This window comes from Halorarum sp. SLYT50 (assembly GCF_059821265.1).
Genome location: NZ_CM187555.1, coordinates 748128 through 775091, shown reverse-complemented (window position 1 = coordinate 775091; position 26964 = coordinate 748128). Strand labels below are relative to the sequence as shown.

28 protein-coding genes and 1 tRNA gene are annotated in these 26964 nt (G+C 70.0%); 17 read left to right on the top strand and 12 right to left on the bottom strand.

Translation table 11 applies throughout. The annotated features are described in order from the left end of the window. Positions 1-101 precede the first annotated feature (101 nt). Positions 102-2336, top strand: a complete 2235-nt coding sequence (locus AC6RUA_RS04075; RefSeq protein ID WP_499814663.1) for a DUF7282 domain-containing protein — start codon at positions 102-104, stop codon at positions 2334-2336. A gap of 161 nt (positions 2337-2497) precedes the next feature. Then, positions 2498-3460 carry an alpha/beta hydrolase gene (locus tag AC6RUA_RS04070; protein WP_499814662.1) on the top strand — a complete coding sequence of 321 codons (963 nt, stop codon included), beginning with the start codon at positions 2498-2500 and terminating at the stop codon, positions 3458-3460. Here AC6RUA_RS04070 and AC6RUA_RS04065 read toward each other — a convergent pair. Both AC6RUA_RS04065 and AC6RUA_RS04060 read right to left on the bottom strand, forming a co-directional pair. After that, the gene (locus AC6RUA_RS04065) at positions 3435-4502 is read right to left on the bottom strand and encodes an AIR synthase-related protein (protein WP_499814661.1); all 1068 of its coding nucleotides are present in this window, start codon (positions 4500-4502) and stop codon (positions 3435-3437) included. The two genes, AC6RUA_RS04070 and AC6RUA_RS04065, sit on opposite strands and share 26 nt — an antisense overlap. Positions 4503-4577: 75 nt before the next feature. Beyond that, a complete protein-coding gene (locus AC6RUA_RS04060) occupies positions 4578-5948 on the bottom strand; it encodes a CRTAC1 family protein (RefSeq protein WP_499814660.1) in 1371 nt (456 codons plus the stop codon). 89 nt (positions 5949-6037) lie between these two features. Between AC6RUA_RS04060 and AC6RUA_RS04055 the strand changes: the two genes are divergently transcribed. Continuing rightward, on the top strand, positions 6038-6481 hold the full coding sequence (locus AC6RUA_RS04055; RefSeq protein WP_499814659.1) for a hypothetical protein: 444 nt from the start codon (positions 6038-6040) through the stop codon (positions 6479-6481). 124 nt (positions 6482-6605) lie between these two features. Here the strand turns inward: AC6RUA_RS04055 and AC6RUA_RS04050 are convergent, their stop codons facing one another. Both AC6RUA_RS04050 and AC6RUA_RS04045 read right to left on the bottom strand, forming a co-directional pair. Then, entirely contained in the window at positions 6606-7712 is a 1107-nt protein-coding gene (locus AC6RUA_RS04050; protein ID WP_499814658.1) for a glycosyltransferase, read from the bottom strand. An 80-nt stretch (positions 7713-7792) separates the two neighbouring features. Continuing rightward, positions 7793-8860 (bottom strand): glycosyltransferase family 4 protein, encoded by a 1068-nt coding sequence (locus AC6RUA_RS04045; RefSeq protein WP_499814657.1) that lies wholly within the window; start codon positions 8858-8860, stop codon positions 7793-7795. Between the two features lie 156 nt (positions 8861-9016). Between AC6RUA_RS04045 and AC6RUA_RS04040 the strand changes: the two genes are divergently transcribed. From AC6RUA_RS04040 to AC6RUA_RS04030, 3 genes are all read left to right on the top strand, one after another. Beyond that, on the top strand, positions 9017-9295 hold the full coding sequence (locus AC6RUA_RS04040) for a ribonuclease P protein component 4 (protein WP_499814656.1): 279 nt from the start codon (positions 9017-9019) through the stop codon (positions 9293-9295). An 82-nt stretch (positions 9296-9377) separates the two neighbouring features. Beyond that, positions 9378-9623: a YhbY family RNA-binding protein gene (locus AC6RUA_RS04035; protein WP_499814655.1), complete on the top strand. Its 246-nt coding sequence runs from the start codon at positions 9378-9380 to the stop codon at positions 9621-9623. Then, positions 9623-10579, top strand: coding sequence for a mechanosensitive ion channel family protein (locus tag AC6RUA_RS04030; protein ID WP_499814654.1), 957 nt, complete (start codon positions 9623-9625; stop codon positions 10577-10579). Before AC6RUA_RS04035 ends, AC6RUA_RS04030 begins: the two co-directional genes overlap by 1 nt. 80 nt (positions 10580-10659) lie before the next feature. Here AC6RUA_RS04030 and AC6RUA_RS04025 read toward each other — a convergent pair whose 3' ends face one another. Continuing rightward, the gene (locus AC6RUA_RS04025) at positions 10660-11802 is read right to left on the bottom strand and encodes an acyl-CoA dehydrogenase family protein (RefSeq protein ID WP_499814653.1); all 1143 of its coding nucleotides are present in this window, start codon (positions 11800-11802) and stop codon (positions 10660-10662) included. A gap of 96 nt (positions 11803-11898) precedes the next feature. On the opposite strand from AC6RUA_RS04025, the gene AC6RUA_RS04020 reads away from it, so the two are divergent. The 5 genes from AC6RUA_RS04020 (at position 11899) to AC6RUA_RS04000 (ending at position 14844) form a co-directional block, all read left to right on the top strand. After that, positions 11899-12975, top strand: a complete 1077-nt coding sequence (locus tag AC6RUA_RS04020) for a phytoene/squalene synthase family protein (RefSeq protein WP_499814652.1) — start codon at positions 11899-11901, stop codon at positions 12973-12975. 60 nt (positions 12976-13035) lie between these two features. Then, the gene (locus tag AC6RUA_RS04015) at positions 13036-13230 is read left to right on the top strand and encodes a DUF1918 domain-containing protein (RefSeq protein ID WP_499814651.1); all 195 of its coding nucleotides are present in this window, start codon (positions 13036-13038) and stop codon (positions 13228-13230) included. A 162-nt stretch (positions 13231-13392) separates the two neighbouring features. Continuing rightward, complete coding sequence (locus AC6RUA_RS04010) at positions 13393-13866, top strand: hypothetical protein (protein WP_499814650.1); 474 nt, start codon at positions 13393-13395, stop codon at positions 13864-13866. Next, a complete protein-coding gene (locus AC6RUA_RS04005; RefSeq protein WP_499814649.1) occupies positions 13863-14291 on the top strand; it encodes a hypothetical protein in 429 nt (142 codons plus the stop codon). The genes AC6RUA_RS04010 and AC6RUA_RS04005 overlap by 4 nt, the downstream gene beginning before the upstream one ends. Positions 14292-14367: 76 nt before the next feature. Further along, positions 14368-14844 carry an RNA-binding protein gene (locus AC6RUA_RS04000; protein WP_499814648.1) on the top strand — a complete coding sequence of 159 codons (477 nt, stop codon included), beginning with the start codon at positions 14368-14370 and terminating at the stop codon, positions 14842-14844. 27 nt (positions 14845-14871) lie between these two features. Here AC6RUA_RS04000 and AC6RUA_RS03995 read toward each other — a convergent pair whose 3' ends face one another. Next, entirely contained in the window at positions 14872-15438 is a 567-nt protein-coding gene (locus tag AC6RUA_RS03995; RefSeq protein ID WP_499814647.1) for a thioredoxin family protein, read from the bottom strand. Positions 15439-15594: 156 nt separating this feature from the next. On the opposite strand from AC6RUA_RS03995, the gene AC6RUA_RS03990 reads away from it, so the two are divergent. Next, positions 15595-17502 carry a PAS domain S-box protein gene (locus AC6RUA_RS03990; protein WP_499814646.1) on the top strand — a complete coding sequence of 636 codons (1908 nt, stop codon included), beginning with the start codon at positions 15595-15597 and terminating at the stop codon, positions 17500-17502. A gap of 79 nt (positions 17503-17581) precedes the next feature. Here AC6RUA_RS03990 and AC6RUA_RS03985 read toward each other — a convergent pair whose 3' ends face one another. Further along, positions 17582-18007, bottom strand: coding sequence for an EamA family transporter (locus AC6RUA_RS03985; protein ID WP_499814645.1), 426 nt, complete (start codon positions 18005-18007; stop codon positions 17582-17584). 116 nt (positions 18008-18123) lie between these two features. Here AC6RUA_RS03985 and AC6RUA_RS03980 point away from each other — a divergent pair, with 116 nt between their 5' ends. Both AC6RUA_RS03980 and AC6RUA_RS03975 read left to right on the top strand, forming a co-directional pair. After that, the gene (locus AC6RUA_RS03980; protein WP_499814644.1) at positions 18124-18615 is read left to right on the top strand and encodes an Lrp/AsnC family transcriptional regulator; all 492 of its coding nucleotides are present in this window, start codon (positions 18124-18126) and stop codon (positions 18613-18615) included. A gap of 145 nt (positions 18616-18760) precedes the next feature. Continuing rightward, on the top strand, positions 18761-19852 hold the full coding sequence (locus AC6RUA_RS03975; RefSeq protein ID WP_499814643.1) for a pyridoxal phosphate-dependent aminotransferase: 1092 nt from the start codon (positions 18761-18763) through the stop codon (positions 19850-19852). Between the two features lie 73 nt (positions 19853-19925). Here the strand turns inward: AC6RUA_RS03975 and AC6RUA_RS03970 are convergent, their stop codons facing one another. Both AC6RUA_RS03970 and guaB read right to left on the bottom strand, forming a co-directional pair. Then, positions 19926-20525 carry a HalX domain-containing protein gene (locus tag AC6RUA_RS03970; protein WP_499814642.1) on the bottom strand — a complete coding sequence of 200 codons (600 nt, stop codon included), beginning with the start codon at positions 20523-20525 and terminating at the stop codon, positions 19926-19928. A 330-nt stretch (positions 20526-20855) separates the two neighbouring features. Next, positions 20856-22343 (bottom strand): IMP dehydrogenase, encoded by a 1488-nt coding sequence (guaB, locus tag AC6RUA_RS03965; RefSeq protein ID WP_499814641.1) that lies wholly within the window; start codon positions 22341-22343, stop codon positions 20856-20858. Positions 22344-22798: 455 nt separating this feature from the next. Between guaB and AC6RUA_RS03960 the strand changes: the two genes are divergently transcribed. The 3 genes from AC6RUA_RS03960 (at position 22799) to AC6RUA_RS03950 (ending at position 24277) form a co-directional block, all read left to right on the top strand. Then, the gene (locus AC6RUA_RS03960) at positions 22799-23725 is read left to right on the top strand and encodes a DUF5794 domain-containing protein (RefSeq protein ID WP_499814640.1); all 927 of its coding nucleotides are present in this window, start codon (positions 22799-22801) and stop codon (positions 23723-23725) included. A gap of 83 nt (positions 23726-23808) precedes the next feature. Next, positions 23809-24030: a DUF5795 family protein gene (locus AC6RUA_RS03955; protein WP_499814639.1), complete on the top strand. Its 222-nt coding sequence runs from the start codon at positions 23809-23811 to the stop codon at positions 24028-24030. 69 nt (positions 24031-24099) lie between these two features. Next, a tRNA-Trp gene (locus AC6RUA_RS03950) sits at positions 24100-24277 on the top strand. Between the two features lie 245 nt (positions 24278-24522). Here the strand turns inward: AC6RUA_RS03950 and AC6RUA_RS03945 are convergent. The 3 genes from AC6RUA_RS03945 to AC6RUA_RS03935 form a co-directional block, all read right to left on the bottom strand. Continuing rightward, the gene (locus tag AC6RUA_RS03945) at positions 24523-24849 is read right to left on the bottom strand and encodes a HalOD1 output domain-containing protein (RefSeq protein ID WP_499814638.1); all 327 of its coding nucleotides are present in this window, start codon (positions 24847-24849) and stop codon (positions 24523-24525) included. A gap of 49 nt (positions 24850-24898) precedes the next feature. Beyond that, positions 24899-25399, bottom strand: coding sequence for a DUF7344 domain-containing protein (locus AC6RUA_RS03940; protein ID WP_499814637.1), 501 nt, complete (start codon positions 25397-25399; stop codon positions 24899-24901). 374 nt (positions 25400-25773) lie between these two features. Further along, positions 25774-26349 (bottom strand): hypothetical protein, encoded by a 576-nt coding sequence (locus AC6RUA_RS03935; RefSeq protein WP_499814636.1) that lies wholly within the window; start codon positions 26347-26349, stop codon positions 25774-25776. Positions 26350-26964 lie beyond the last annotated feature (615 nt).

The window sequence follows — 26964 nt, the reverse complement described above, 5'->3', positions numbered from 1 at the left end:
TTCCACAACCATATGTCAAATACGATGAAGTTGGATTCGGGAGATGTTTGTACCTGCATCATGCCACCAGACTACGGTCGGAGTAGTGTGCGGAGCGGAACATGAGCGGAGTAGGTGAGCAGACTACGGGTCCCCGTCAGGCGGCCCTCGCAATCGCGCTCGCGGCGGTGATGGTCGGGTCGGTTCTCACTGCGGGCGTCGTCCTCGTTCAGCCGGCGAGCGCGGCGCCCCAGACGGTGTCGTCGTGTACGACCATCGACGAGCCGGGACACTACGTCCTGAACTCGGACATCGACGCGGGCGGCGAGACCTGTCTCGACATCACTGCGAGCGACGTGACGCTCGACGGGAACGGTCACACCGTCGCCGGGGCGGGCGGGGACGCCCGCGCGTTCGGCGTCTCCGTCAACGGGAGCGCCTCGCCGGTGTCGAACGTCACCGTCACCGACGTCACGGTGACGAACTGGTTCATCGGCGTTCAGATCACCGATGCGACCGACGTCACGGTCAGCAACGTCGACGCCATCGACGACAAGTACTACGGGTACTGGGTAGTCCGGTCGGAGAACGTCCGCATCGAGGATGCAACCGCGCGCGACCACACGCGCGGTGAGGGTGAAGGGTTCTCCATCATCCGGTCGAGCAACCTCGTGCTCGACAACATCCGGTCGTACGACAACGACTACGGTATCCACATCGACAACAACGCCCAGGACATGCGCATCGTCGACTCGGTCATCCGCGACAACAGCAACTGGGGCTACTACATGCGCGGGTACGTCGACTCCGAGCCGGCGAACGTCACGGCGAGCAACCTGACGCTCGGCGACGCCGTCGTCGACATTCAGGCGAGCCAGAACGTCGTGCTCGAGGGCGCAGACTCCCTGCCGGCCAGTCCCGGCGGCGGGCAGGTCGTCGGCGCGCCCCTCCAGACGTCCACCGCGGGCGGCAAGGCTCCCTCCGCGCTGAACGTCTCGGTCCACTACGGCAGCGCCGACGGGGTCGACGAGTCGAGCATCCAGCTCTGGCAGTACGCCAGCGACTGGTCGGCCTCCCCCGACCCGAACGTCGTCGACACGGACGCGAACACCGTCACGAGCGACGTCGACTTCACGACGAACAACCGCATCTACCTCGCCGCGGTCGGTGACGCCGCGGCCGAGGAGCCGGCTCCCGAGCCGGCGAACTTCGTGGTGTCAAACCTGAACGCGCCCTCGACGGTCACGCAGGGCGACGCGGTGAGCGTGACGGCGAACGTCACGAACGCGGGCGGGTCGGAGGCGACCCAGACCGTGGAGTTCCGCATCGACCTGAACGGCGACGGCACGCCCGAGGCCATCGGCGTGAACGAGTCGGTGACGCTCGCGGCCGGCGCGAGCGACACGGTCAGCTTCGAGGTGCCGACGGACGGCGTCCCCGCCGGGACGTACACGCACGGCGCGTTCACCGCGAACGACAGCGCGACGGCCCAGATTACCGTCGAAGAACCCGAACCCGACCCGACGGCGAGCGTGACGTTCGCGAACCAGTCGACGAACGGCACGACGGTCGTCGTCGAGTCGGTGACGATGTCCGACGGCGGCTTCGTTACTATCCACGCCGCCGACGGCAGCGTCGTGGGCGTCTCGGGCTACCTCTCCGCGGGCACTTACGAGAACCTGGAGATCGCGCTGTTCGACGTCCCCGGCACGGAGTTCGAGGACGGTATGAGCCTCGGGGAGAACCAGACGCTCGTGGCGATGCCGCACCTCGACACGAACGGGAACGAACAGTACGACTTCGTCGCCTCCGGTGGAAGCGCCGACGGGCCGTACACCGACGGCTCCGGTGCGGTCGTCGACTCGGCGGCCATCACCGTCGAGGACGACGAGATGGAGGAACCCGAGACGGTCTACTACCAGGTGGACTTCGTCGCGGGCGAACCGATGGAGAACCTGTCGGCGGACAGCCTGTACGCCCAGGAGGACCGGCTGGTGCGGTTCGCACACGGGACGAGCGAGGACGGTATCACGGACCGCGGTCGGGCGTGGGCGAGCGAGGGCATCCGGTCGTGTCTCGACCACGCGGGCGTGGTGAAGCAGGAGGACGGGACGGCGACGGTAACGTTCACGCTCAACGAGAGCTGTTCGGACGTCGAGCTGTCGCTCGTCTCGTACACCAAACCCGGCGCGGGCTTCAGCCCCGAGACCGCCGACCAGCAGGAACTGTACGATTCGACCACCCAGACGTTCGGCCCCGGCACGCACACCATCACCGTGACGGTGCCCAACGCCACCGAAAACGGCGAGGACGCGACCGACGTGAGCGCAACCTCCGCGCCGCTCGCCCCGGCCTGACGTCTCGGCAGTCGTTCGACCTCACAACTGACACCCTTTCTTTCGGCGCTTCGCTCGACCCTCCAGCGGCGTCGCTCCTCGTTCCCCCGCTCCGGCGATGGTGCGCGCTCGAACCGGTGGTGTTCATTATCACCCCACACGACGCCTCGCGTCGAGTCCAGATGCCACCGATGGACCTCGACTCCGACCTCGCGGCCGTCGTCGCCGACATCGAAGCGCTCGGCGTCCCCGAGTGGGGCGCGCTCTCCGTCGAGAGCGGACGCCGCGTGGAGGCCGACCTGTTCGGCAACGACCCACCGCGCGACGGCTCCGACGCAGGCGCGGTCCCGGACGACGGCACCCCAGTCCCGGCGACCGACTTGGCGTTCGACGGTCCGGGCGGCCCGCTCTCGATCCGGGTGTACCGTCCGACGGAGACGCCGGCCCCGACGCTGGTGTTCTTCCACGGCGGCGGCTGGTGTCTCGGCACGCTCGACTCGGCGGACGACATCGCCCGCGGCCTCTGTCGCCGGGTCGGCGCGGTCGTCGTCTCCGTCGACTACCGCCTCGCGCCCGAGCACCCCTTCCCGGCGGCGGTCGACGACGCGGCCGCGGCGGTGGCGTGGGCGCGCGAGTACGCCGGCGAGTTGGGCGGCGACGGCCGCGTCGGCGTCGCCGGAACGAGCGCCGGGGGCAACCTCGCGGCAGCCACCGCGCTGCGGGCACCGGGCGAGGACGACCTGGCGGTCCAGGCGCTACTGTACCCAATCACGGACCACGACTTCACGACCGACTCCTACGAGGAGAACGCCGACGGGCCGCTGCTGACGCGCGCGGACATGGAGACGTTCTGGCGGCGCTACCTCCGGAGCGAGGTGGACGCCGCGAACCCGTACGCGGCGCCGCTGCGCGCGCCGTCGCTCTCGGAGACGGCGTCCGGTGTCGTCGTCACGGCCGGGCACGACCCGCTTCGCGACGACGGCGCCCGCTACGCCGCGCGACTCGACGACGCCGGCGTCGACGTGACCCGCGGACACTATCCCTCGATGTGTCACGGCTTCCTCTCGTTCGCCGACCGGGTGCCCGCGGCCGACGCGGCGTTCGACGAGGCGGCGGCGGCTATCCGCTCGGCGTTCGACGGCTGAGCGCCTCGTAGGCCGCCCACGACGGGTCCGACGCCGGCGGGGTGACCCGCTCGCCGTCGACGTACACGCCCCTCCCCTCGCGCACCTCGCCGACGACGCCGACCGGCGTCCCACGGTCGTCGAGCGCCGCTGCCACCGCCTCGGCTGCGTCCGGGCGGGCGGCTATCACGAGCGTTCCGGACGTCGTACACGCCCACGGGTCGATACCGAGCGCGTCGCAGGCGGCGACCGCCGCCGGAATATCCGGGACTGCGACCGACTCCACGTCGAAGCGGACGCCCGCCGCGTCGGCCGTCTCGCAGAGCGCGCCGCGCAGGCCGCCCTCCGTGGCGTCGTGCATCGCCGTGACGCCGTTCACCGCGGTATCGCCGGGTTCGTTCGCCGCCGCTCGTCCCGCCTCGGCGGCCGCGAGGGCGTCGCGCGTCACGCCGACCCGGTCGAGACACGCCTGCGCCTCGCGGAGCGTCGACTCGTCGAGCGCGTCGAACGCATCGGGGTACAGCGTCGTCAACAGTCCCGCCGTCTCGACCGCGGGTCCCTTCGTGACGAGCAGGCGGTCGCCGGGCCGCGCGCCGTCCGGCCGTATCACGTCCGCGTGGTCGCCGACGCCGAGCATCGTCGCGGCGCCGACCCACGGGAACGACGCGCCGGGGTACCGGGCCGTGTGTCCGGTGGCGACGGCGACGCCCAGGTCGGCACACTCCTCGCTCACCGCCGACCAGAGCGCGGCGAACTGTTCGTCGGTCACGTCGGCGGGGAACGCGAACGACGGACAGATGTGGGTGGGCGCGACGCCGGACACCGCCACGTCCGCGAACGCGAACGCCAGCGCGAACCGGCCCGCGCGCGCGAATCCCAGGTCCGGCAGCACCGAGAGCGGGTCGGTCGCGGCGACGAGCGCTCGCCCGCCGACGTCGAGTACGCCGAAGTCGACGCCGTGGGCCGGCCCCAGCGGCACGTCCGCGCGGTCGGCCCCGAGGTTCGGGTAGATGACCGACTCGAAGAGGTCACGGTCGGCCTTCCCGAGTTCGCCGTCGTCCATGGCGCCCGGTGCGAGCGCCCCGGTGAAAAACCGCCCGTGTCCGGAGTCCGGGTCAGACGCGGGCGGGGGACGGGTTCAGAACCGCGGGGCCATCGGGTGGGGAACCTCGTGTTCGGTGCGCTCGACCGGTCGCTCCAGCGCGGCCACGCGCCCGTCGGGCCAGCGCACGGTGACGCGTTCGGGCGTCGCGTCGCCAAGCCCGAAGTGCGCGACCGGTTCCATCTGACAGAGGTAGCCCGACCCGGCACAGACGACGCGCTCTCTGGTCCACGCCTCCGTCTCCAGCGTGACGGTCGCTCCGCGGGCCGGCGCACCGTACTGGGTCGTGGGCCGGACGCGGAGCCAGTCGTTCTCGGTCGCGCCTCGCGCCGAGAACAGCGTGAGCGGCTGGGCGGCGAGTTCGCCGTGGACGAGCAGGAGTTCGAGCGCGCCGTCGCCGTCGAAGTCCGCGACGGCCGCGCCGGTTCCCAGTCCCCGTGGCTCCTCGGCCGCGCCGGGGTCGAGCCGCGTCCACTCGCCGGTCTCGCGGCGGAACAGGCGGTTCTCCGTCCCCATCGCGTTGACGAACAGTTCGTCGCGGCCGTCGTTGTCGAAGTCGGCGGTGACCAGCGTGCGGACCCGGGTGGGTTCGGCGAACGAGGACGGTGCGACGTCCCGGAACGTCGTCCCGCCGTCGGCGCGGTAGAGCCGGTTCGGTCCCTCCCACGTCCCGTACGCCAAGTCGCCGTCGGCGAGCGTCACCCCGCGGGCGCTCGTCTCCGGGTCGGCGAGACCGACCGCCTCGGCCACCTCTGTGAAGTGGCCGCCGTCGTTGCGGAACAGCCGGTTCGGACCGTTCTCGACGCCGACGAACAGGTCCATCCGCTCCGTCACGAGCGACCCGGCGTACAGCGAGCGACAGCCGGCCTCCACGTCGAGACCGACCGCCTCCGCCATGTCCGAGAGTTCGCCGTCGTCGCCGAGTTCGTAGAACCGCGACGGCGGCCCGTACGAGGCCACGAACGCGCCGTACCGACCGGTCCCGTACCGGTCAAGCGCGGCGACCGACCGCCCGGCGCGGAAGTTCCCCCGGTCGGCGTTCAGCCCGAGACCGAAGAGGTCGCGCCAGCGCACCGTCTCGTCGTCGGGGAGCACCTCGACGGGGTCGAGCAGCAGGTCCGTATCGCGGGTGTGACCCTCGTACTCGTCGGTGTTGTGGACGTAGAACTCCTCGCGGCCGTCGGCGTCGAGGTCGGCGGCGACTACGCCGATGGCGTGCCGACCGGCGTCCGCCACGGCCGGGGTAGCGACGTCGCGGAGTTCGCCGTCGCGCCACGTCAGCAGGCGGTTCTCCGGTCCGTACCCCGTCACCAGCGCGCACGGCCCGGTACAGCCGGGCGTGACCGCGACTCCGTAGCCGCGGTGCGGGCTGTCGTCGCGCAGGGCGTCGGACCGGTCCGCGAACACGCCGCCCCCTCAGAGTCGGGGGGATAAGAACGCACGGATTGCTCACACGATGAACAACCCTTTTCGGCCGCGAGAGCGAAGCGGCGCGCATGGCAGACGATGACCCCGAGCGCGAGCAGGCCGACGAGACGCCCGACCGAGCCGAGAGCGACCCCAACGACCCCAACGAGGGCGACGAGGGCGACGACGAGAAGTCGTTCCGCGAGCGCGTCGAGGAGATACGCGAGCGGCGCGAGCAGGAGCGCGAGGAGGGCGAGGGCCCAAGCCCCGAGGAGATGATGGGCGGCGGCGGTCCCGGCGGGATGGGCGGGGGCGGCGGCGGCAACCCGTTCGCGCAGATGATGGGCGGCATGATGGGCGGCGGCGGTCCCGGCGGGATGGGCGGCGGCCCTCCCGGTATGGGCGGTCCCGGCGCCGAGGAGGAGTCCGCCGGCAACGAGGAACTCGTGCGCGAGGTCCGACAGCTCCGCGACGAGGTGCGCGACGCGACCCGACAGCTCCAGCGCATCGCGCAGGCGCTCGAAGACGAGTAACGCGAACTCCTCGGGTACCGCGCGGTCGCACACCGCGTCGACCCCGGTCCACTGTCCGCCCGGTCCGTTCTCCCCCTGTTTCGACCTCAACTCCGGCGAGCGCTGCGAGCGCCCCGCCGACGGTTCACAGCCCGTCGTACACGTCGGCAAGCCGGTCGACGGCGTGTTCGACGCTCGTGCCGTCGCGGCGAGCGAGACAGGCCTCGGAGAGCGGCTCGCGTTCCGCGAGCGTCCGGTCGACGGCCGCCGCGAACGCGTCGACGTCGCCGCGCGCGAAGTGGTAGCCGGTGACGCCGTCCTCGACGGTGTCTTCGAGCGCCCCGGCGTCGACGCCGACGACGGGCGTGCCGCAGGCGTTCGCCTCCAGCGCGACCAGCCCCTGCGTCTCGACGGGCGACGGGAAGAGGAACGCGTCGAGCGCGGTGTAGAACGCGGGGAGGTCCTCGCGCGGGAGGAACCCGAGGAAGCGCGCGTCGACGCCGCAGTCGGCCGCCCGTCGCCGTACCCCGTCGCGGGCGGGACCGTCGCCGCCGAACACGAGCGTCGCGTCGGTGTCGGCGGCGGCAACGGCCGGCGGGACGGTCTCCAGTTCCTTCTCGAAGCCGTGCCGGCCGGTGTAGCCGACGAGCGGGCCGTCGGGCAGGTCGTACCGCTCGCGGAACGCGTCTTCCGTACCGGCGTCGACCGGACGGAAGAACTCGGTGTCGACGCCGTTGGGCACCACCTCGATTCGCGTCCGGGTACCGATGTCGCGCAGGTGCTCGTGGGCCGGCCCGCTCGGGACGACCACCACCGATGCGCGGTTCAGGTACCAGCGCTCGTACCGGCGGGCGACCGACTCGATGCCCGTGGCGACGGGACCGCGCGCGAGGTAGTCCGCGTACTCGGCCGTCGGCGTGTGGTACGACGTCACCAGCGGCAGGTCCGCCCGCCGGGCGAGCGCCAGCGCCGAGAGTCCCAGCGCGAACGGCGTGTGCGCGTGGACCACGTCGGCGTCGCGGACGGCGTCGGGGACGCCCGGCAGGCCGAAGCGGAACCCGTCGTAGAACGGGAACCCGACGCTCCTCGTGGCGTGCTCGCCGGGGCCGGGGTCGTACCCCGGCGCGCCGGGGTACACCACGTCCATGCGTCCGCCGCGCTCGGTCCAGCGCTCGCGCCACGACTGGACGGTGTAGGTGACGCCGTTCACCGTGGGCAGGTACGTGTCGGTGAACGCCGCGACCGTCTGCATGCGCCGGGATTCCGCGGGCCGTCACTAACCGCTTGCGTCTTCGGCCCGGCCGTGCGGCGGGGCCGCACGCCGCCGCTCCGTCAGCGCGCGAGCAGGTCGCGGTAGACGTCGACGAGTTGCTCGCCCACCCGGTCGAGCGAGTGCGCCTCGGCCGTCTCGCGGGCGTTCGCGCCGAGGCGCTCCCGCAACTGCGGGTCGTCGGCGAGCGTCTCCAGCGCCTCGACGAACCCCTCGCGGGTCGAGCGGAGCAGGCAGTCGTGGCCGTCCTCGAAGTACTCCCGGAAGACGGGGATGTCGCGCAGGACGCACGGCTTCCCGCACGCCATCGCCTCCAGGACGACGAGCCCCTGGTTCTCCTCCTTGGTCGGGAAGAAGAACACGTCGCCAGCGCCGAACGCGCCGGCCTTCTCGTCGACCCAGCCGGTGAACGTCACGTTCGCGGGCGGGTCGTCGGTCCACCGGCGGACCGTCGGGGACGCCTGCGGGCCGGAGTCGACGGTGCCGAACCAGACGAACTCGCGGTCCGTCCGCTCGGCCACCTCACAGAACGCCGTGAGCCCCTTCCGCTCGAAGACCGACCCGACGGCGAACACCACGACGCCGTCCAGGTCGAACCGGTCGCGGTAGCGCCCGCGCAGGGCGGCGTGGTCCGCCACCGAGTCGAGGTCGACGCCGTTCGTCATCGCGCGGACGGGTGCGTCGACGGGGTAGTCCGCGAGCCGTCGTTTCGTGTACTCCGACGGGCAGACGACGAGGTCCGCCTGCGAGTAGAACCAGCGGAGGTAGCGCCGGAGCGCGGGGGCCACGGTGGTCGACCCGCGGAAACTCTCGCGGAAGTCCTCGCTCGTCACGTGACAGTGGAGCACGAGCGGACGACCGTGGCGTCTCGCGTGGCGGGCGACCGCGACGCTCCCCGGCCCGATGAGGTTGCAGTGGGCCACGTCGTACTCGACGAGGGGGTCTCGCCCGCGGGCGGCGTTCCAGCCGCCGTCGAGCGCGTCGCCGCCGCGCCACGGCGAGGTGACCACCTCGACGTCAGCGCCGGTGGCGGCCGCGCGCGCGAGCGCCTCGACCTGCTGGTCGTGGGCGGTGCCGAAGCCCGCGCGGTCGAACAGGGGAGCCAGTTCGAGGTAGTCGAGGACGCGCACGTCTCCCCCCGCTTCGCCGAACCGCCCCTTTGACCTGTCGGAACCACGCGGCGTCCGTCCCGGCGCCGCGACCGCACCGGGCCGTTCTGCCTCGCTCTGCCCGCTCCATCCCGCTCCGAAACCGCTATCAGACGGCCGGACCGTACCTCCACCGACGTGTCCTCCATCGCCGAAGAGCGCATCGAGCGGCTGACTGCCCTCGCGCGCGAGGCGACGAAGGCGGGCGAACCCGACCGCGCCCGCGAGTACGTCCGCCTCGCGCGCAGGCTCGCGGAGCGGCACCGCTGTGGGTTGCCGCGGGCGCTCACGCGCTTCTCCTGTGACCGCTGTGACGCGTTCCTCGTCCCGGGCGTCAACGCCCGTACCCGGCTCCAGGAGGGGAGCCACGTCGTCGTCCGGTGCGAGTGCGGCGCGACCGCGCGGTACCCGTACTGACCGGTCTCGCGTCCCGACGCGCCTCGGGTCGGTCGCCGGTCGTATCGTAACCTTTCAGACCCTCAGGTCCGGACTCGAAGGCATGACGGACCACGACCTGCGCAAGCGGGCGCACGACCTCGACGTGACGCTGCGCGTCGGCAAGAACGGCGTCGAGTCGGTCGCGGACGAACTCGCGAGCCAACTCGCCGACCGAGAACTGGTGAAGGTGAAGTTCCTCCGCTCGGCCCGCGGCGGGAGCGACGTGGAGGAACTGGCCGCCGACCTCGCGGACCGCGTCGGCGCGGACGTGGTGGAGACGCGGGGGAACACGGCGGTGTTCCACTGATGCGAGCGGCGGGGGGAGTCGCTCTCGGGGGAGGGGCCGAACAGGTCACCGAGACGCCCGTCGACGACCCCGGCGGGGCCGACGTCGCCCGACTGGTCGCGAACCTGCTCCGGGACCTCGGTCTCCCGGAGAGCGCCGCGGTGGTGCTCGGGGGGGCGATAACGTTCCTGGTGGCGCTCGCGCTGGTGTACGTCGCCGGCCGCGCGCTCCTGCTACCGCTGGTGGACCGCGTCCTCGACTCGCGCGGGCTGGAGACGCACGCGCGCCGGCCGGTGATGAAGCTCGTCCACGCCGTCGTCGTCTTCGCCGGGGTGGCGCTCGCGTTCGGACTGGCGGGCTACGGCGACTTCCTCCAGTCGCTCGCGACCATCGCCGCCGCGGCGACGCTCGCCATCGGGTTCGCGCTCCAGGACGTCATCAAGAACTTCGTCGCCGGCGTGTTCATCTTCACCGACCGTCCCTTTCGAATCGGCGACTGGATCGAGTGGAACGACAACGCGGGCGTCGTCGAGGACATCTCGTTCCGGGTGACGCGCGTGCGGACGTTCGACAACGAACTGCTCACGGTGCCCAACTCGAAGCTCACCGACGACGTCATCAAGAACCCCGTCGCGAAGGACACCCTCCGCCTGAAGTTCCTCTTCGGCATCGGCTACGACGACGACATCGAGGCGGCGAGCGACATCATCGTCGAGGAGGCGGAGCGTCACCCGGACGTCCTCTCGGAGCCCGCCCCCTCGGTCCGGCTGACCGAACTCGCCGACAGCTACGTCGGGCTCCAGTCGCGCATCTGGATACGCGAGCCCTCGCGCGCCGACTTCGTGAAGACGCGCGGCGAGTACGTCGCGAACGTCAAGCGACGGTTCGACGACGAGGGCATCGAGATTCCGTTCCCCCAGCGCGACCTCTCGGGGAGCGTCGAACTCGCCGGCCCGACGGCGCTCGCGGACCGGTAGCGGACGGCTCTAGGTTCCGGCTCTCGCGGCGTCCCGGCTGGGCGAGACCGGAAGCGAGCGAGCCGTCGGGCGCGACGCCGTCAGCCCAGCAACCGCTGGGCGATGGTGTTGCGCAGGATCTCGCTGGTCCCCTCGTATATCTCGTTCAGTTTCGCGTCGCGGTAGTAGCGCTCGACGGGGAAGTCCTTCGTGTAGCCGTAACCGCCGTGGACCTGAATCGCCTCGTTCGCCACCTCGCGGCTCACCTCGCTGGCGTACAGTTTCGCCTGCGCGGCCGCCTTGACGTAGTCCTCCCCCTCCATCTTCAGGTCGGCCGCCTTGTGCATCAGGAGTTTCGCCGCCTGCACCTTGGTGTCCATGTCGGCCAGTTTGTGCTGGACGGCCTGGAACTCGGCGACGGGCTGGTCGAACTGCTCGCGGTCCTGCGAGTACTCCAGGGCGGCGTCGCGGGCGGCGACGGCGATGCCGACGCCGCGGGCGGCGATGGAGATGCGCCCGCCGTTGAGGGTCTTGAGCGCCTGCACGAACCCCTCGCCCTCCTCGCCGAGGACGCGCGACTCGGGGAGGCGCATGTCGTCGAACCGGAGTTCGGCGGTCGGACAGCCCTTGTCCCCCAGTTTGTGCTCCGTGTTCTCGACGACGAAGCCGTCGTCCTCGTCGGGACGGACGACGAAGGCGGTGATGCCACGGTTACCGGCCTCCGGGTCGGTCTTGGCGAAGGCGACGACGGTGTCGGCGACGGAGCCGTTGGAGGTCCAGAGCTTGCCCCCGTCGACGACGTACTCGTCGCCGTCCCGTTCGGCGGTGGTGGTCATCGCGGGCACGTCCGAGCCCGCGCCCGCCTCCGAGAGGGCGAACGCGCCGATGTCGCTCCCCTCGTTGAGCGGCGTGAGGTACTCCGTCCTCTGAGAGTCGTCGCCGAACTCGTACAGCATGTTACCCGCGAGCGAGGTGTGCGCCGCGACGACGGTTCCGAGCCCGCCCGAGCCGCGGGATATCTCCTGAATCCCCATCGCGTACGAGTGGTAGTCGAGCCCCGCGCCGCCGTACTCCTCGGGGAACGGCATCCCCAGCAGACCGAGGTCCGCCATCTCCGCGACGAGGGCCGCGGGGAACTCGTCCGACTCGTCGATGTCCGCGGCGCGCGGGACGACTTCCTCGTCCACGAACTCCGCGACCATGTCGCGGATCTGCGTCTGCTCGGCCGTGAGCCCGAAGTCCATACTCGACCGTGATACTCCCCGCCGTTAGGCCTTTTCGGTGGGTAGGCACGCTCCACACCACTTTTTAACCCCGGTTCCGTAGGCCACTGCATCCGAATGCCCGACGCCGACCGCCCCGCGACGACCGCTCCCGACGCCGACCTCGCGTGGTGTCACGAGGCCGTGCAGGGCGTCTCGCGCACCTTCGCGCTCACCGTGGACGTGCTCGAGGAGCCGATGGCCTCCTACATCTGTTCGGGGTACCTCCTCTGCCGAGTCGCCGACACCGTCGAGGACACCGACCACATCCCTCCGGACGAGCAGGCCCGCCTGCTGAGCCTGTACGACGCCGTGCTCGACCCCGACGACGAGACCACCGCCGCCGACTTCCGCGCGGCGGTCGGCCCGCACCTCCCGCCCGAGGCGGAGCGGTCGGCCGACTGGTCCGTCGTCGCCAACACCGAGCGCGTGGTCGCCACCTTCGAGGAGTTCCCCCCCGACGTGCGTGCCGCGATCACGCCACCGGTGCGCGAACTCGTCTCCGGGATGGCCGAGTTCGTCGAGCGCTACGCCGACGAGGGCGGCCTCCGCATCCGCTCGCGCCCGGAACTCGAGGAGTACTGCTACTACGTCGCCGGCACCGTCGGCAACCTCATCACGAACCTGCTCACGCGCGGCGACGTGTCCGAAGAGCGCGCCCGGACGCTGTACGAGACGGCCGAGGAGTTCGGCCTGCTGCTCCAACTCGTCAACATCGCCAAGGACGTCCACGACGACTACACCGAGGAGGACAACGTCTACCTCCCCGCCGAGTGGCTCGACGAGGAGGGCGTCCCGCAGTCGGACCTCACCGCCCCCGAGCACCGCGACGGGACGGCGACGGTCGTCGGCCGGACCGCGCGCCTCGCCCGGGGGCTGGTCGACGACGCCCAGACGTACCTCGAACACCTCCCGCTCGTCGACGGCAACACGCTCGACGCGTGGGCCATCCCGTTCCTGCTCGCCGTCGGTACTCTGAGAGAGCTGTCGGCGTCGCCCGAGCGCGCCGTCGACGGCCGCGGCGTGAAGGTGAGCAGACAGGAGGTGTTCGCGGTGGTCGCCGCGATGTCCGAGCACGGCAAGGAGTCGCTCCCCGAGTTCCGGTCGACCATCGCCCGCCGGCCGTTCCACCGGACCCCCTCGGCGGCCGACTGAGTCGGGTCCGGGTCGGTGACTTTCAGCGCGCTTTTGTACGGCCGTGCCGAACCCGGAGCCATGAGCGACTTCGAGAAGGAAGACAGGGTCGTCCTGCACGACGAACACAGCGAGTTCGACGGACAGACCGGCACCGTGACGCAGGTGATGGAGACGATGTTCGGCGACGCCACCTACACCGTCAGCTTCGAGGAGGGCCAAGAGCAGGGCGTCCCGGCGGACCAGTTGGAAGCGGCCGACGACGAGGAAGAGTAACGACCGCGTCCGGGTCTGCGTCTCGACCCCGTTGCGGCCGGTCGACGCACCGAGACCGGGGCCCGGCGTCCGTCTCCGGTCGTTTCTCGGACGTGCGTACGGTCCTCGGACGGCTCCGAAGCGTTAAGGGACGTTCGGCAGTTCGGGTGGAACGGCCCCTCCATGACCCGCCGTGCTGTCCTCGCGCTCGTCGCGCTCACGTGTCTCTGTAGCGCCGCGCTCGCCGCGCCGCTCGTCGCGGACCACGTCGCCGCTCAGCAGGTGTCTAGAACCGAGGTGTCGGTCTCGGACGCGCGCGTCACCGGCGACGGAAGCGTGGCGGTCGAGTTGCGGGTGCACAACCCGACGCCGCGGCCGTTCACGGTCCCCTCGACCCCGTCGCTAGCCTCCGTCGGCGTCTACGCCGACGGCGAGCGGGTGAACCTGCCGCGTCAGTCGACGCTCGACGGCGCGGTCGTTCCGGCGGGCGGGACTGCCACCGTGACGGTGACCGTCCTGTTGAAGGAGTCGTACCACGACGACCCCGCGGCGGCGGTCTCGGGTGCGGAACTGAGCGGCGTGCTGCCGGTCGGCATCGACGGGAACGACCTCGAAGTCGACGTCGAAGCCACCGTCGACGTGGAGGTCCGGCGGTGACCGCGCTCCGCCGCCCCGCGAGCGTTCCGGAGCGACTCGGGTACACCGTCCTGTTCGGCGTCACCGGCGGCGCGTCGACGTTCGCCCACTACCAGCAGACCGTCTTCCCCGGCGCTCTCCCGACGCCGACCCAGCTTCCACTCCTGCTGGTGCTCCTCTCGGGAGTGTTGCTCGCCGCGTTGCACCTCGACCTCCCGAGCACCATCTGGGTCGCCATCGGCGCGGTCCTGCTCTCGTACCCCGCGTTCGCGTTCCTCCAGTTCGCCCCGCAACTGCTCGAACGCTGGTCGGCGAACCAGTTCCTGTTCTTCTACGTGTACGGCGCCGGCGGTAGCAGCATCGGTCAGTGGCTCTTCTTCCAGCCGTTCCCGTTCCTCGCGGGCCTCGGCGCGTTCGTCCTCTACGAGGACGGGCCGTTCTCGTGACTCCCGTTCCGGTTCGTCCCGCGCGTCGGAGCGCGGAATCGAACGTTTTTGACCCCCACCGCCGTAGCGACTCCCCATGAGCAGCGTTCCCTTCCACTACGTCGACCTGCGGACCTTCTGTTACGCGACGGAGGACGAGAAGCGGGTCGAGCAGGCCCTCCGGACGTTCCTCCCGGAGGGGTTCGAACTCGACCGAGTCGCCAACGAGGGTCACCACGGCGACCGCATCGTCGTGCTCTCGGCGCGGGTGGAGAACGCCGACGACGTCCGCCACGTCCTCGCGGCCATCGCGGACCTCCCGGACCTCGACCGCGTCGTGGACGAACTCGATGAACGCGTGGACGACAACAACTCGCTGTTCCTCCGCCTCGACAAGCAGGCGGCGTTCAAGGGCGACGTCCGACTCGGTCCGGGCATCACGCTCCGCGGGAAGGTGGAGGCGTACCCCGCGAAACACGAGGCGGCCGTGGCGAACGCTCGCGAGACGCTCGCGGACCTCGCCGACGCGGCCGACGACCGCGACGGGGAGGCGACGACCGACACGTCCACGTGAAGCGGGCAGGCTCGGCGGCGTCGCTCGTTACGCCTCCTCGCGCCACTTGATGGAACACCCCCGGCTCGGCCGGTCCTCGTGTGCGACCGGGTCGCCCGCGACGGCGGCGTCGACGGCGTCGTACACGTAGTACTCCTCGGCTTCGGCGTCCGGTTCGAGCGCGTCGTCCAGCCGGCCGTGGTACGCCAACTCGAACGTCCCGTCGACGTTCGAGAAGACGAACGGGTCGGGCGTGCACACCGCGCCGTACGCGCGGGCGACCGCCTGACTCTCGTCGCGGAGGTACGCGTCGTACTTCACCTCGCCCGACTCGACGCGGGCTCGCATCTCCTCGAAGGAGTCCTCGGGGTACGCCTCCGCGTCGTTGGGGTTGATTCCCACCACCGCGCAGTCGTCGTACTCGGCGGCGACGTCGTTGAGCAGGTCGATCTTCGCCTTCGCGTACGGGCAGTGGTTGCACGTGAACACGACGAGCAGCGCGTCGTTGTTGGCGAAGTCCGAGAGCGCGTACGTCTCGCCGTCCGCGCCGGGGAGTTCGAAGTCGGGCGCCGCGTCGCCCCGCGCCAGTTCGGATTCTGAGTCCATCGCGACCATGCGGGTCGGTACCGTCTCGCGGGGCAAAACAGTTCTGTCGACCGTCCCGCGTACGCCCCACTCGACGGGGAGACGCGTCGAGACGCCCGAACGTCCCGCCGTCGGGTGGTGCCGGTCGATACCAACCTATATTACACACAGCCGATACAAGTAACTATGAAGCGAGAGGTCAGGATTCTTCACGTCGACGACGACCCTGGCTTCGTAGAGATGGCCGCGGCGTTTCTCGAACGGGAGAGCACGAACTGGCGGGTCGAGACAGCCACGAGTGCGCGAGACGGGACGGGACTGCTCGCCGACGGGGGCTTCGACTGCGTGGTCTCCGACTACAACATGCCGGGCGAGAACGGTATCGACTTCCTCGAGACGGTTCGAGAACGCGACCCCGACCTCCCGTTCGTCCTCTTCACTGGCAGGGGGAGCGAGGAGATCGCGAGCGACGCCATCTCGGCCGGCGTGAGCGACTACCTCCGCAAGGGCTCGAGCCCCGAGCGGTACTCGCTGCTCGCCAACCGCATCACCAACCTCGTGAGGCAGTACCGCGCGGAGGCGAAGCTCAAGGACAGACTCCGTCAGCAGGAACTGGTCGCCCAGTTGGGCCAGCAAGCACTGGCGGGCGCGGAGGTCGAGCCGCTGTTCGAGAGCGCGGTCAGAGAAGTCTCGGACGCGCTCGACAACGAGTACTGCAAAGTGCTGGAGTACCGCTCCGACCGCGACGACCTCCTCCTCCGGGCGGGTGTCGGCTGGCACGAGGGACTCGTCGGGACGGCGACGGTCGGTGCGGGGCTGGACTCGCAAGCGGGCTACACGCTCCAGTCGGAGGACCCGGTCGTCGTCGAGGACCTCCGCACCGAAGACCGGTTCACCGGTCCTCCGCTGCTGTTCGACCACGACGTCGTGAGCGGCATCAGCGTCATCATCGGGACGTCCGAAGACCCGTGGGGCGTCTTGGGCACGCACACGACCGTCGAGACGCGGTTCACCGACGACGACGTCAGGTTCGTCCAGAGCGTCGCGAACATCCTCGCGTACGCCATCCAGCGTGAGCGCCACCTCCGGGAGATACGCGAGAGCGAGTCGCGGTACCGGACGCTCTTCGACAGCATGTGGGACCCCATCGTCGTGTCCGACCGCGACCGGCGCCTCGTCGACTGCAACGCGGCGTTCACCGAGCGGTTCGGCTACACGCGGGAGGACATCGAGGGGCGGTCGTCGGAGATGCTGTACGCCGACAGAGCCGAGTTCGAAGCGATGGGAGACCGAGCCCGCGAGCGCAGGGACGAGTCCGGGTTCTTCGATACGGTCAGGTTCGAGACGAAAGCGGGGGAGGTGGTTCCGTGCGAGTCGAAGGTCTCCTACCAGCGGAGAGACGGGGAGACAATCGGGTACGTCGGGCTGATACGCGACGCCTCCCGCCGACCGACGCGAGAGCGGGAACTCGACGAGCGGAGCGACCGGCTGGAGGAGTTCGCGAGCGTCGTCTCCCACGACCTCCGGAACCCGCTCGACGTCGTTCGGGGCAGCCTGGAACTCGCGCGCGAGGAGTGCGACGGCGACCACCTCGACCGTGCGGCGGCCGCGACGGACCGTAGTCTCGCGCTGGTCGACGACCTGTTGCGCCTCGCCCAAGCGGGGGAACGCGTTCGGGACGTCGAGCGAGTGAGTCTGAAATCCTCCGTCGAGGACTGCTGGCGGAGCGTGGCGACGGGCGACGCCACCCTCGTCGTCGAGACGGACCAGGTCGTCCACGCCGACCCGGACCGGCTCGGACTGCTCCTGGAGAACCTCGTTCGAAACGCGGTCGAACACGGAGGACGGGACGCGACCGTAACCGTCGGTGGCCTCCCGGACGGGTTCTCCGTCGCCGCCGACGGCTCCGGCGTTCCGGAGGAGATGCGCGACCGGACATTCGAGGCCGGCTGCTCGACCACGCACGACGGGGCGGGGTTCGGACTCGACATCGTCGAGGAGGTGGCACGCGCCCACGGCTGGGAGGTTCGCGTCACGACGAGCGACGCGGGTGGCGCGCGCTTCGATATCACCGGCGTCACGGTCGACGACTGAGTCCGTCCAGCGCCCCGGTCGCGGTGGTCGCTCCGCCCGCTGCCGCCGTGCTCGCGTCCGGGACGCCGGTCGGCCTCGGTCACTCCCCGGCGACGAGCACCACCGCGACGGCGGCGAGACCGACACCGAGGAGTTTCCGGGCGGTCACCGGTTCGTCCAACAGGACGACGCCGACGAGCGAGGAGGCGACGAAGAACATCGCGAACACGGGCGCGACGACCGACACCGGTCCCATCGACAGCGCGCGGTAGTACGAGAGGATACCCACCGAGAGACAGACGCCCGCGGCGAGGACGTACACCATCTTCGGCTCCGAGACGTACCGCGCGACGCGCTCGTCGGTGAACGCGATGACGCCGACGGTGGCGACGACGAGGACGGCGTTGGCGACGAGCGCCCCGACGTTGCTCGGAATCGCGCCCGCCCCGGAGGTGGCGGCGCGCATCAGCGGCGCGACGAACGAGTACGCGAGGAGCGCGAGGACGGCCCACGGGAGGTAGTTCACGCCGCCCGGTCCGCCGGCGGCGCACTAAGCGGTGTCCCTTCGACGCGCCTCGACACGGACCGGAAACACTCGCACGGGGGCGAAACCACTTTGCCCGGGCACGCGGACTGCGAGTCATGGACGACCAGACGCGCGCCCTGCTCGACGCGCTCGTGGCCAACGCCCGCGAGTCGCCGGCCGACCTCGCCCGACAGACCGGTCTCTCCGAGGACGACGTCGCGGCACGGCTCGCGGACCTGGAGGCGGCGGGGGTGCTCCGGGGGTACGCCGCGGTGGTCGACTGGGACCGAACCGAGGAGGGCCGCGTCGAGGCGGTCGTCGAGGTGAACGTCGAACTCGACCGCGAGACCGCCTACGACGAGGTGGCCCGCCGCATCGCCGAGTCGCCGCTCGTCGACACGATGCGGCTGGTCTCCGGCGACTACGACTTCGAACTGTTCGTGCGCGCCGACTCGATGCAGGCCGTCTCGCGGTTCGTCGCCGAGGAGGTCGCCCCGCTCCCGGCGGTCACGGCGACGGTGACCCACTTCGTGATGGAGACGTACAAGGAGCGGGGCGTCGTCTTCGAGGACGGCGACGACGACGACCGACTCTCCGTGACGCCATGACCGACGAGACGGCGAGCGACGGACCCGACGGACGAGCCAGCGAGGGAACCGGTGACGGGGACGAGAGCGGGACGCCTGCGGACCGGTTCACCCCCGCCGACCGCGTCGCGCGCGTCCCCCCTCGGGTATCCGGGCGTTCTTCGAGGTGGCCGAGTCCCGCGAGGACGTCATCTCGCTGGGCGTCGGAGAGCCCGACTTCACCGCGCCGTGGCCCGCGCGGTCGGCCGCCGTCGCGTCGCTCGAACGCGGTCGGACCAGCTACACGGCCAACCGGGGGACGCCCGACCTCCGCCGGGCCATCGCCGAGCACGTGACGCGGTACGGCCACCGGTACGACCCCGACGAGGAGGTGCTGGTCACGACGGGGGCGAGCGAGGCGGTCGACCTCGCGTTCCGCGCGTTCGTGGACCCCGGCGACACGGTGGCGCTCCCGACGCCGACGTACGTCTCCTACGAACCCGGGGTCACGTTCGCCGGCGGCGACCCGCTCGCGGTCCCCACGTACCACGAGGACGACTGGGCGCTCACGACCGACGCGCTCTACGCGGCCGGCGCGGACGAGGCGGACGCGCTCGTGCTCTGTTACCCGAACAACCCGACGGGCGCGACGATGAGCGGCGACGACCTCGACGCCGTGGCGGACTTCTGCGTCGACAACGACCTGCTCGTCGTCTCCGACGAGATATACGCCGCGCTGACGTACGACGGCGACCACGAGTCGGTCGCCACGCGTCCGGGGATGCGCGAGCGGACGGTCGTCGTCAACGGCTTCTCGAAGGCGTACGCGATGACGGGGCTGCGCCTGGGCTACGCGCTCGCCCCGCCCGGCGCGACGGAGGCAATGACGACCATTCACCAGTACGGCATGCTGTCGGCTCCGACGACCGCACAGCACGCCGCGGTGGCGGCGCTGGAGCGGTGTGACGACGAGGTCGAGCGGATGCGCCGCGAGTACGACCGCCGCCGTCGGTACCTCACGGCGCGGCTGGAGGAGATGGGACTGCCGGTCGCCGACCCGGGCGGGGCGTTCTACGCGTTCCCGCGCGTCGCGGAGGCGGCGCCGGACGGCGACGACGAGGCGTTCGCCACCGACCTCCTCCGCGAGGCGGGCGTCGCGGCGGTGCCGGGGAGCGTGTTCGGCGCCGGCGGGACGGGCCACCTCCGGCTCTCGTACGCGACCGGGCTGGACGACCTGAAGGAGGCGACCCGGCGGCTCGAACGGTATCTCGACCGGTAACCGGAGACGACGACAGCGGGCATGGGCTCTCGGTCTCGAGACGTGCGGGCGTCGACGCGTCGGGGGCGGCCCCTCAGAACTCGAACTCCGCGTCGCCACCGCCCCCCGAGTCGATGTCGCGGAAGGCGCGTTCGAACTCGTCGTGTTCGCCGAGTTCGCCGACCCGGTCGTCGAGGTCGCCGCGGAGGTCGTCCACCCGTTCGCTGAGGTCGTGGTACTCCTCGCTGTCGGCGAGTACGGCGCGACCCCGCTCGGATTCGAGCACCGCCTTCTTCGACGCGAGCGCGAACAGTTCCTGTACGCCGCTGTCGTACTCGCTGCGCCGGAAGAGGCTCTCGACGGTGTCGGTGAGCGAGTCGCGGGTCACGGGTTTGACCAGGTAGTCGTCGAACCCCATCTCGACGATGTCGACGTCGGGTTCGACCGCGGTCACCATCGCGACACGGCAGTCGATGCCGCGCTCGCGTACGGCGACGAGCACCTCGTCGCCCGACAGACCGGGCATCCGGCGGTCGAGGAGGACCACGTCGACGGCCTCGTCTAACTGGTCTATCGCCGCTTCGCCGCCGTACGCGGTTCGAACGCGGTACTCGTCTCCGAGCCACGCGGCGTACAGGTCGGCGAGGTCGGATTCGTCCTCGACGACGAGCACGACGGGGGGTTCCTCACTCATGATACCGGGATTCGTTCGTCCATCGAGGCCGAGAACGTATCAAGATGGTCCTTGCGATCCGGTCGGTCGCGCGTCTCGGGTCCGGGCGTCGGAGACGGTCGCCGTACGGGCATCGTGTGTTCCGGGTGTCGTGCCCGCTACTTAGTCGTGTCTAGCGGTCTCACGCCTCACGGACCGGCGAGTCGAGCGGAGAACCCGAGGAAAGCATCGTGATGGGAGTGGCGTTCGTAGCGCCTGTGCCTCACGAACCGCGGTGGCCACCATAACCACCCAGCCACCGGTACACTACCACTCCGTGAAAGTCTATCGGCCGTCCGAGCGCGACCCCGCTCACTCGGGCGTGTAGTTCGGCGCCTCGTCGGTGATGGTCACGTCGTGCGGGTGGCCTTCGGTCTGGCCGGCCTGCGAGACGCGGACGAACTCGGCGCGTTCCTTGAAGCCGGGGAGCGTCTCCGCGCCGACGTACCCCATCCCGGAGCGCATCCCGCCGACGAGTTGGTGGAGTTCGCTCGCCAGCGACCCCTTGTACGGGGTGGCGGCCTCGACGCCCTCGGGGACGAACTCCTCGTCCTCCTCGGCGTCCTTGAGGTAGCGGTCGCCGCCGCCGGACTTCATCGCGCCGACGCTCCCCATCCCGCGGTACTGCTTGTACCGCTTGCCGTTCATCGTGATGACGCGACCCGGCGCCTCGTCGGTGCCCGCGAAGTACGACCCGAGCATCACCGCGTCCGCGCCCGCGGCGATGGCCTTGATGGCGTCGCCCGAGTAGCGGATTCCCCCGTCGGCGATGACCGGCACGTCGTGGTCCGCGGCCACGTCCGCCACTTCGGCGACGGCCGTTATCTGGGGCATCCCCGCCCCGCTCACGACCCGGGTGGTGCAGATGGAGCCCGGTCCGATACCGACTTTCAGCCCGTCGGCGAACTCCACCGCGGCCTCGGCGGCCTCGCGGGTGCCGACGTTCCCGACCACGACGTCCGCCTCGACGGTCCCCTTGATGGCCCGCGCGGAGTCGAGGACGTTCGTGTTGTGCGCGTGCGCGCAGTCGATGAACAGCACGTCCGCGCCGGCCTCGTCGGCGGCGACGGCTCGCTCCTCCTCGAACGGGCCGACGGCGGCGCCGACGCGGAGCGACCCGTCCGGCGCGCGGGCGGCGTTGCCGTGTTCGCGCCGCTGGAGGACGCCCTGCATCGTCACCAGTCCCACGAGACGGTTCTCGGCGTCGACCACCGGAACGCGCTCTATCTTGTGGTCGTACATGAGTTCGAGCGCCTCGCGCGCGGTGACGTCCTCGGAGGCGGTGATGACCTCGTCGGTCATCGCCTCGCGGACGGCGTCGGACTCGCCGACCTCCAGGTACGGCCGAATGTCGGTCCCCGAGATGATGCCGAGCACCGCGTCGTCGTCGTCGACGACCGGCGCGCCCGAGACGCCCTCGCGCTCCATCATCTCGTCGACCTCGCTGACGGTCTGGTCGGGTGCGGCGGTCACGACGTTCTCCCGCCGGATGACGAGTTCGTCCGCCCGCTTCACGCGCTCGATTTCGGCGACCGTCTCCTCGACGGTCATGTTCCGGTGGAGCACGCCCAGCCCCCCCTCGCGGGCCATCTCCGCGGCCAGTTCGCTCTCGGTGACGGTGTCCATCGCCGCCGAGAGGACGGGTATCTGGAGTCCGACGTTCCGCGAGACGCGCGTCGCCACGTCCGCCTCGTCGGGCTCGACGCGGCTCTCCATCGGCCGGAGCAGCACGTCGTCGAACGTCAGGGCCTCGGGCACCTCCAACTTCCGCGAGAACACGCCGCGTTCGTCGTTCGCCATATCAACGGTGACAGTCCGGGTCGCAAAAGCGTTGCGAGCGCGCGCCGCCTCGCCACGCGCTCGCACGCCGCCGGTCGTGCAACGTTTGCCCGTACCGACAGAGCTCGACGACGACCCGACGAACAACCCGGCACTCTACCTTCGATTCGTAGACTACTTTATAATGTACGCCGACAATACGTGTGACGCGTGCGTCCACGTCCCACACAATATTTATTGACGTTCTCTGGGTAACTGGTGGTATGGACTCCGAGTTCCCCCTCGGTTCACGCACTGTCGGTCGAGCGAGCGCCAGCGACGCGCTCGCGACATTTTTCCGGCAGTCGACCACAGCGTCGCGGGGGACCCGGACCGGAGGGGGTCGGGTGCGCTCCGACGTATGGGGACACGTCGTCGTGGACCCGTCTCCGTATCACCGCCCGGATTCGGGTGACGTCCCGGGCTATCGCTAGTCCATGAGCACGTCGAGACACCCAATCGCGCTCCGGTTCGAGCGCGCGGTCGGCGGGTCGACCAGACTGCTCGCCACCGTCATGGCGCTCCCGCTCATCGACGGCATCTTCCCGGCGCTGGTCATCGCCGGGGCACTCACCGTGCCGTTCGGCATCATCGAGACCGGCCTGCTCATCTTCGGCGGCTCCGCCACCATGGCCGTCGTCCTCGCCGACATGGAGGGGACGCCGCGCGAGAAGGCGACGTCCATCCTCCTGCTCGGGGCGGTGCTCATCCCGCTGGCGGTCGTCGAGGCGGCGCTCGCGCACACCATCGAGAGCATGCTCTCGCCGGTGTTCCACCGCTTCGCGGGGCTGGTCATCCTCGCCATCGCGGCCAAGACCGCCAGCGCGGAGGTCGGGAAGTACCTCCCGCGGCCGGGCGCCATCATCGCGCTCGGACTGGTCGCGAGCCTCGACCTCTCGAACCCGGAGTTCGTCGTCACCGTCCAGCCGGAACTGCTCGCGCGCGCGGCCGCCGCGGCGGCCGTCGGCGTCGGCTTCGCGCTCGCCGTCGCGCTGGCGGGCGAGCGACTGCGCGGTCACGTCGACATCGACCGCTTCCGGTTCGGGTCGGCCGTCGCGCTCGGGATGCTGGCGCTGACCGTGACCGACCTGCTGGAGACGACGGCGCCCGTCGCGCTCGGCGTTCTCTGCGTCACCGCCGTGTTCTCGTACGACCCCGGCGAGTCCGTTCCGGCCGACGAGGCGCCGGAGGCGGACGACGACGTTCCGCCCGCGTCCCCCGCGGTCGCGGGGGACGGGAGCGCGAGCACCGACGGCGGCGCGGTCAGCGTGGACCCGGTCGACGCGCCTGACGACGAGGCGAGCGAGGACCCCGACGACTCGAACTCGGACGGGGGAAGCGCCTCGCGCGCGCCGTGGTTGTAACCGAGACGCCCGGTGCGCTCGGGTCCTCTCTCGACGCGTCCGACGACCGCGGAGTTTACACCGCACCGCCCCGACGTCCGCCCATGGAGAACCGCGTCGTCGAGGGTCGCATGGTGACCCCGGAGTCGCTCGCGGAACTGATCGAGGGCGAGTCGGTGATGGAGGCCGAACCCATCGAGGATGCGGACCGCGACTGCCCGGAGTGCGGCGGCGACGTCCTGTCGGTCGGCTACATGCCCTCGGTCACCGAGTTCGTCACCGGGTACAAGTGTCAAGAGTGCGGGTGGAGCGCGACGAACCGCTGACCGGGGAACCGAAGACACTCGGAGACAATCGAAATCCCTTTACGCGATTCCGGGCAAGCGAACACGCACGGGGTCGTGGCCAAGCCCGGCATGGCGACTGACTCCAGAGGCTGACCGCCCGGTGACGAACTCCAGACTGATATACCGAGCGTCCGACTGATCATCGGCCGCGACGACGACCCTCTGGAGGACCGAGGCGCGAACCGGAGATATCAGTCGATCGGGGGTTCAAATCCCTCCGACCCCATCCTTCCAACTCACAACCGTCGAGAGCGTCGAACACGGCCCTCTCGATGATTTTTCATATAGACTTCACGAGTCCGGATGACACCCCCTCCAGCACCGACCACGAAATCGGATTCGCGTTCGGCAACCGGTGCCGGCAGTCTCGAGGCCGTCGAAGGGGAGTACGTCACGGACGTTTAGTTCCCGTCGGTCGAGCGGAGTCGGTCGCCTCTCGGGGAGACTCGGAGGGGGACGGAACTCTCCAACCTATCGAGGTTCGTAGACGAATATCCAGCCGTCCGAGCGGAGTGCGACCCTGTAGTCGTTGTACGCGAACGTCATCATCCCGACCTCCCCCTCCGTTTCCGGCGAACGCCCGAAGAACGTCCCTTCGAGCGTTTCGGTATCGTAGGCGTCGTACAAGGGCGGCATCTCGCGGTAGTCGAGCGCGTCGACGCCCTTGGCATCCGCGACGGCAGAGACGAGCACCGCGACGAACTCCCCGTCGCCCGTGTGTTCGTAGTAGGACTGGTGAACCTGCACCCACTCGTCGGTGTTTACGTACTCGTCGGGGTCCCCACCGTTGATTCGCATCGGTACGTCGTCGGGGGGCGATTCGTCGGTCTCGGCTGGAGCGGTATCGTCATTCGAGTCCGTCGGCATCGTCATCTCCCGCGCCGGTCTCGGTTTCTGTCGCGTCTTTCCGACGAGCGTGGTCCTCCTGCCGCTGGTCGAGTTCCGCGCCGGCACCGTCGAGGACGGCTTGCACCTGTTCGATGTTCCGCGCCCGGACGATGATGTCCTTCCCCTGTTGGTACTCAACGATGCCGAGGTCCGCGAGTTTGGGGACGTGTGAGTGATAGAGCGACAGGTGCACCTCCCGTCGCTCTTCGTCGGTCACTTCACCGGTGGACTTGTCCTGTTCCCACGCGACGATTTTGGTCGCCAATTCGGGAAGCGTCTCTTCGCTACTCTCGTTGATGAGCGTGTAGAGGAGGTACCGCCGACGGGGGTGATTGAGCGCGGTGAACACCTCGTCCAGTTCGAGGACGGGCGGCGCGTCCGGCCGTCTCTCCGTGGCCGTCGTCGAGTCCCCGTTGTGGACGTGAGCCTCGTCCTCCTCGTCGGGCGGGTCATCCACCATACCGGTTCCACTCTGCCCCGAACAAAAAAAAAAAGACTTGCCATATGATGTGGATTCGTTATACTCAGCGTGTGGATCGTTACCTCGTACAGACGACTCACCGGTCGGTGCGGTAGCTGGAAGCCGCTACCGGTTTTCGCGCCGCTCAGAAGCGGCTTCCGAATCGGCACCCCCGTTTCGCGTCGGTGAGTCGGGTCCTTCGGGTAGAGACTGGTCGACTGTAGACGGTGAGAACGGCCTCGCCGACACCAGCGGATACTCGACCCGTCCACCTCGGAGGTTACGTAGTGGCTCCGACTTCTCGGCTCCCCGTTTATTGATGAGCGTACGCGCGGCGGCAACCCTCCAACGCTCCGAGTGGGACACGAACGGGTTCACTCGGCCTCGTCCGTCGGCGTCCGCTCGCGTTCCTCGGCTCGCGACTCCGCGACGCCGAGATACACCGGTTGCGGCGTGAACTCGCCCCCGTCGTGCAGGAACAGCGCCATCGCCGTCGCGTAGTGGTTCCCGTCCGCCACGTAGGGAGGCCGTCCGTCGGGCGGTCGGAACACGGTCAGCCGTTCGGCTCCTCGCTCCCCTTCCGCGAACGCGGTCGCCCGCCGGCGGATGTACCCCACGTCGATGTCCTCGTACGTCTCCGGGAGGTCGTCCGTGGCGACGCGTTCGGCCGCCCCTCGAACCGTGCCGTCGGGCGAGAGCCGCCGCCACGACTCGTTCGCGGGTCCCTCGATGACGCGCAGACCCGAGAACGCTTCCCGATCCAGTTCCGTCCGGTACCAGTCGACGCGGTATCGCCAGACGAACGCGGCTTGGAACGGACACTGGCACAACAGCGCCCCGACCAGTTCCCAGTCGTGTTCCGTCCGACCCACGTCGACGTCTCGGTACGGTTTCCGCTCCTCGCGGCGGAGCCAGTTCCGCGCGACTTCCGGCAGCGACACCGGGTGCACCCGCGGTCTACCGCGGGCTGTACACGAATAGCTACCGACGGTTCGACAGGGTAGGATACCATTTAATCCAATATCCTCTGTAGATAATTATGCAGCCACAAACAGTTATCTCGTCGCCGAGCGTCGTGACACGCGGTGGCGGTACGCCCTCTCAGGGCTACATCCCCCCAAACGTTACTCCGTCCTCCGCCACTGCCTCGAAGGGGCTGGCACCCCCCGTGCCAATCGCTCGTGACCGGGCGGTCGTGTGGCAGCGGCCCTCTCGAGGCGACGGTCCTGTCTCCTGGCGAGCGCCGCCTCCGGCGGGGAAAGTGGCTCCCCGGTTCGGACCATGCCTGCCGACTGTGACTCCCACCACACCGTGGGTGCGCCGACGAGGCGAGGTGTCGGTCGTCCGTCCGACCGCCCCGCCGGTCGGTAGTGGGGTCCGCCGGTGCATAGTACCGGCCGTCCGTTACCTCCGTTCCGTTCGTTCCACCTCGGTTTAATACGCCCGAAACGTCCGTTCGGCCGGCATACCGCCCGCATCCACGGTCGTGAGCGGAGCACGGACGACCGGGAGAAATCCGGGGCAACCGGAGTGCGGAACGGGAAGCAACGGAGTCGGACGGCGCG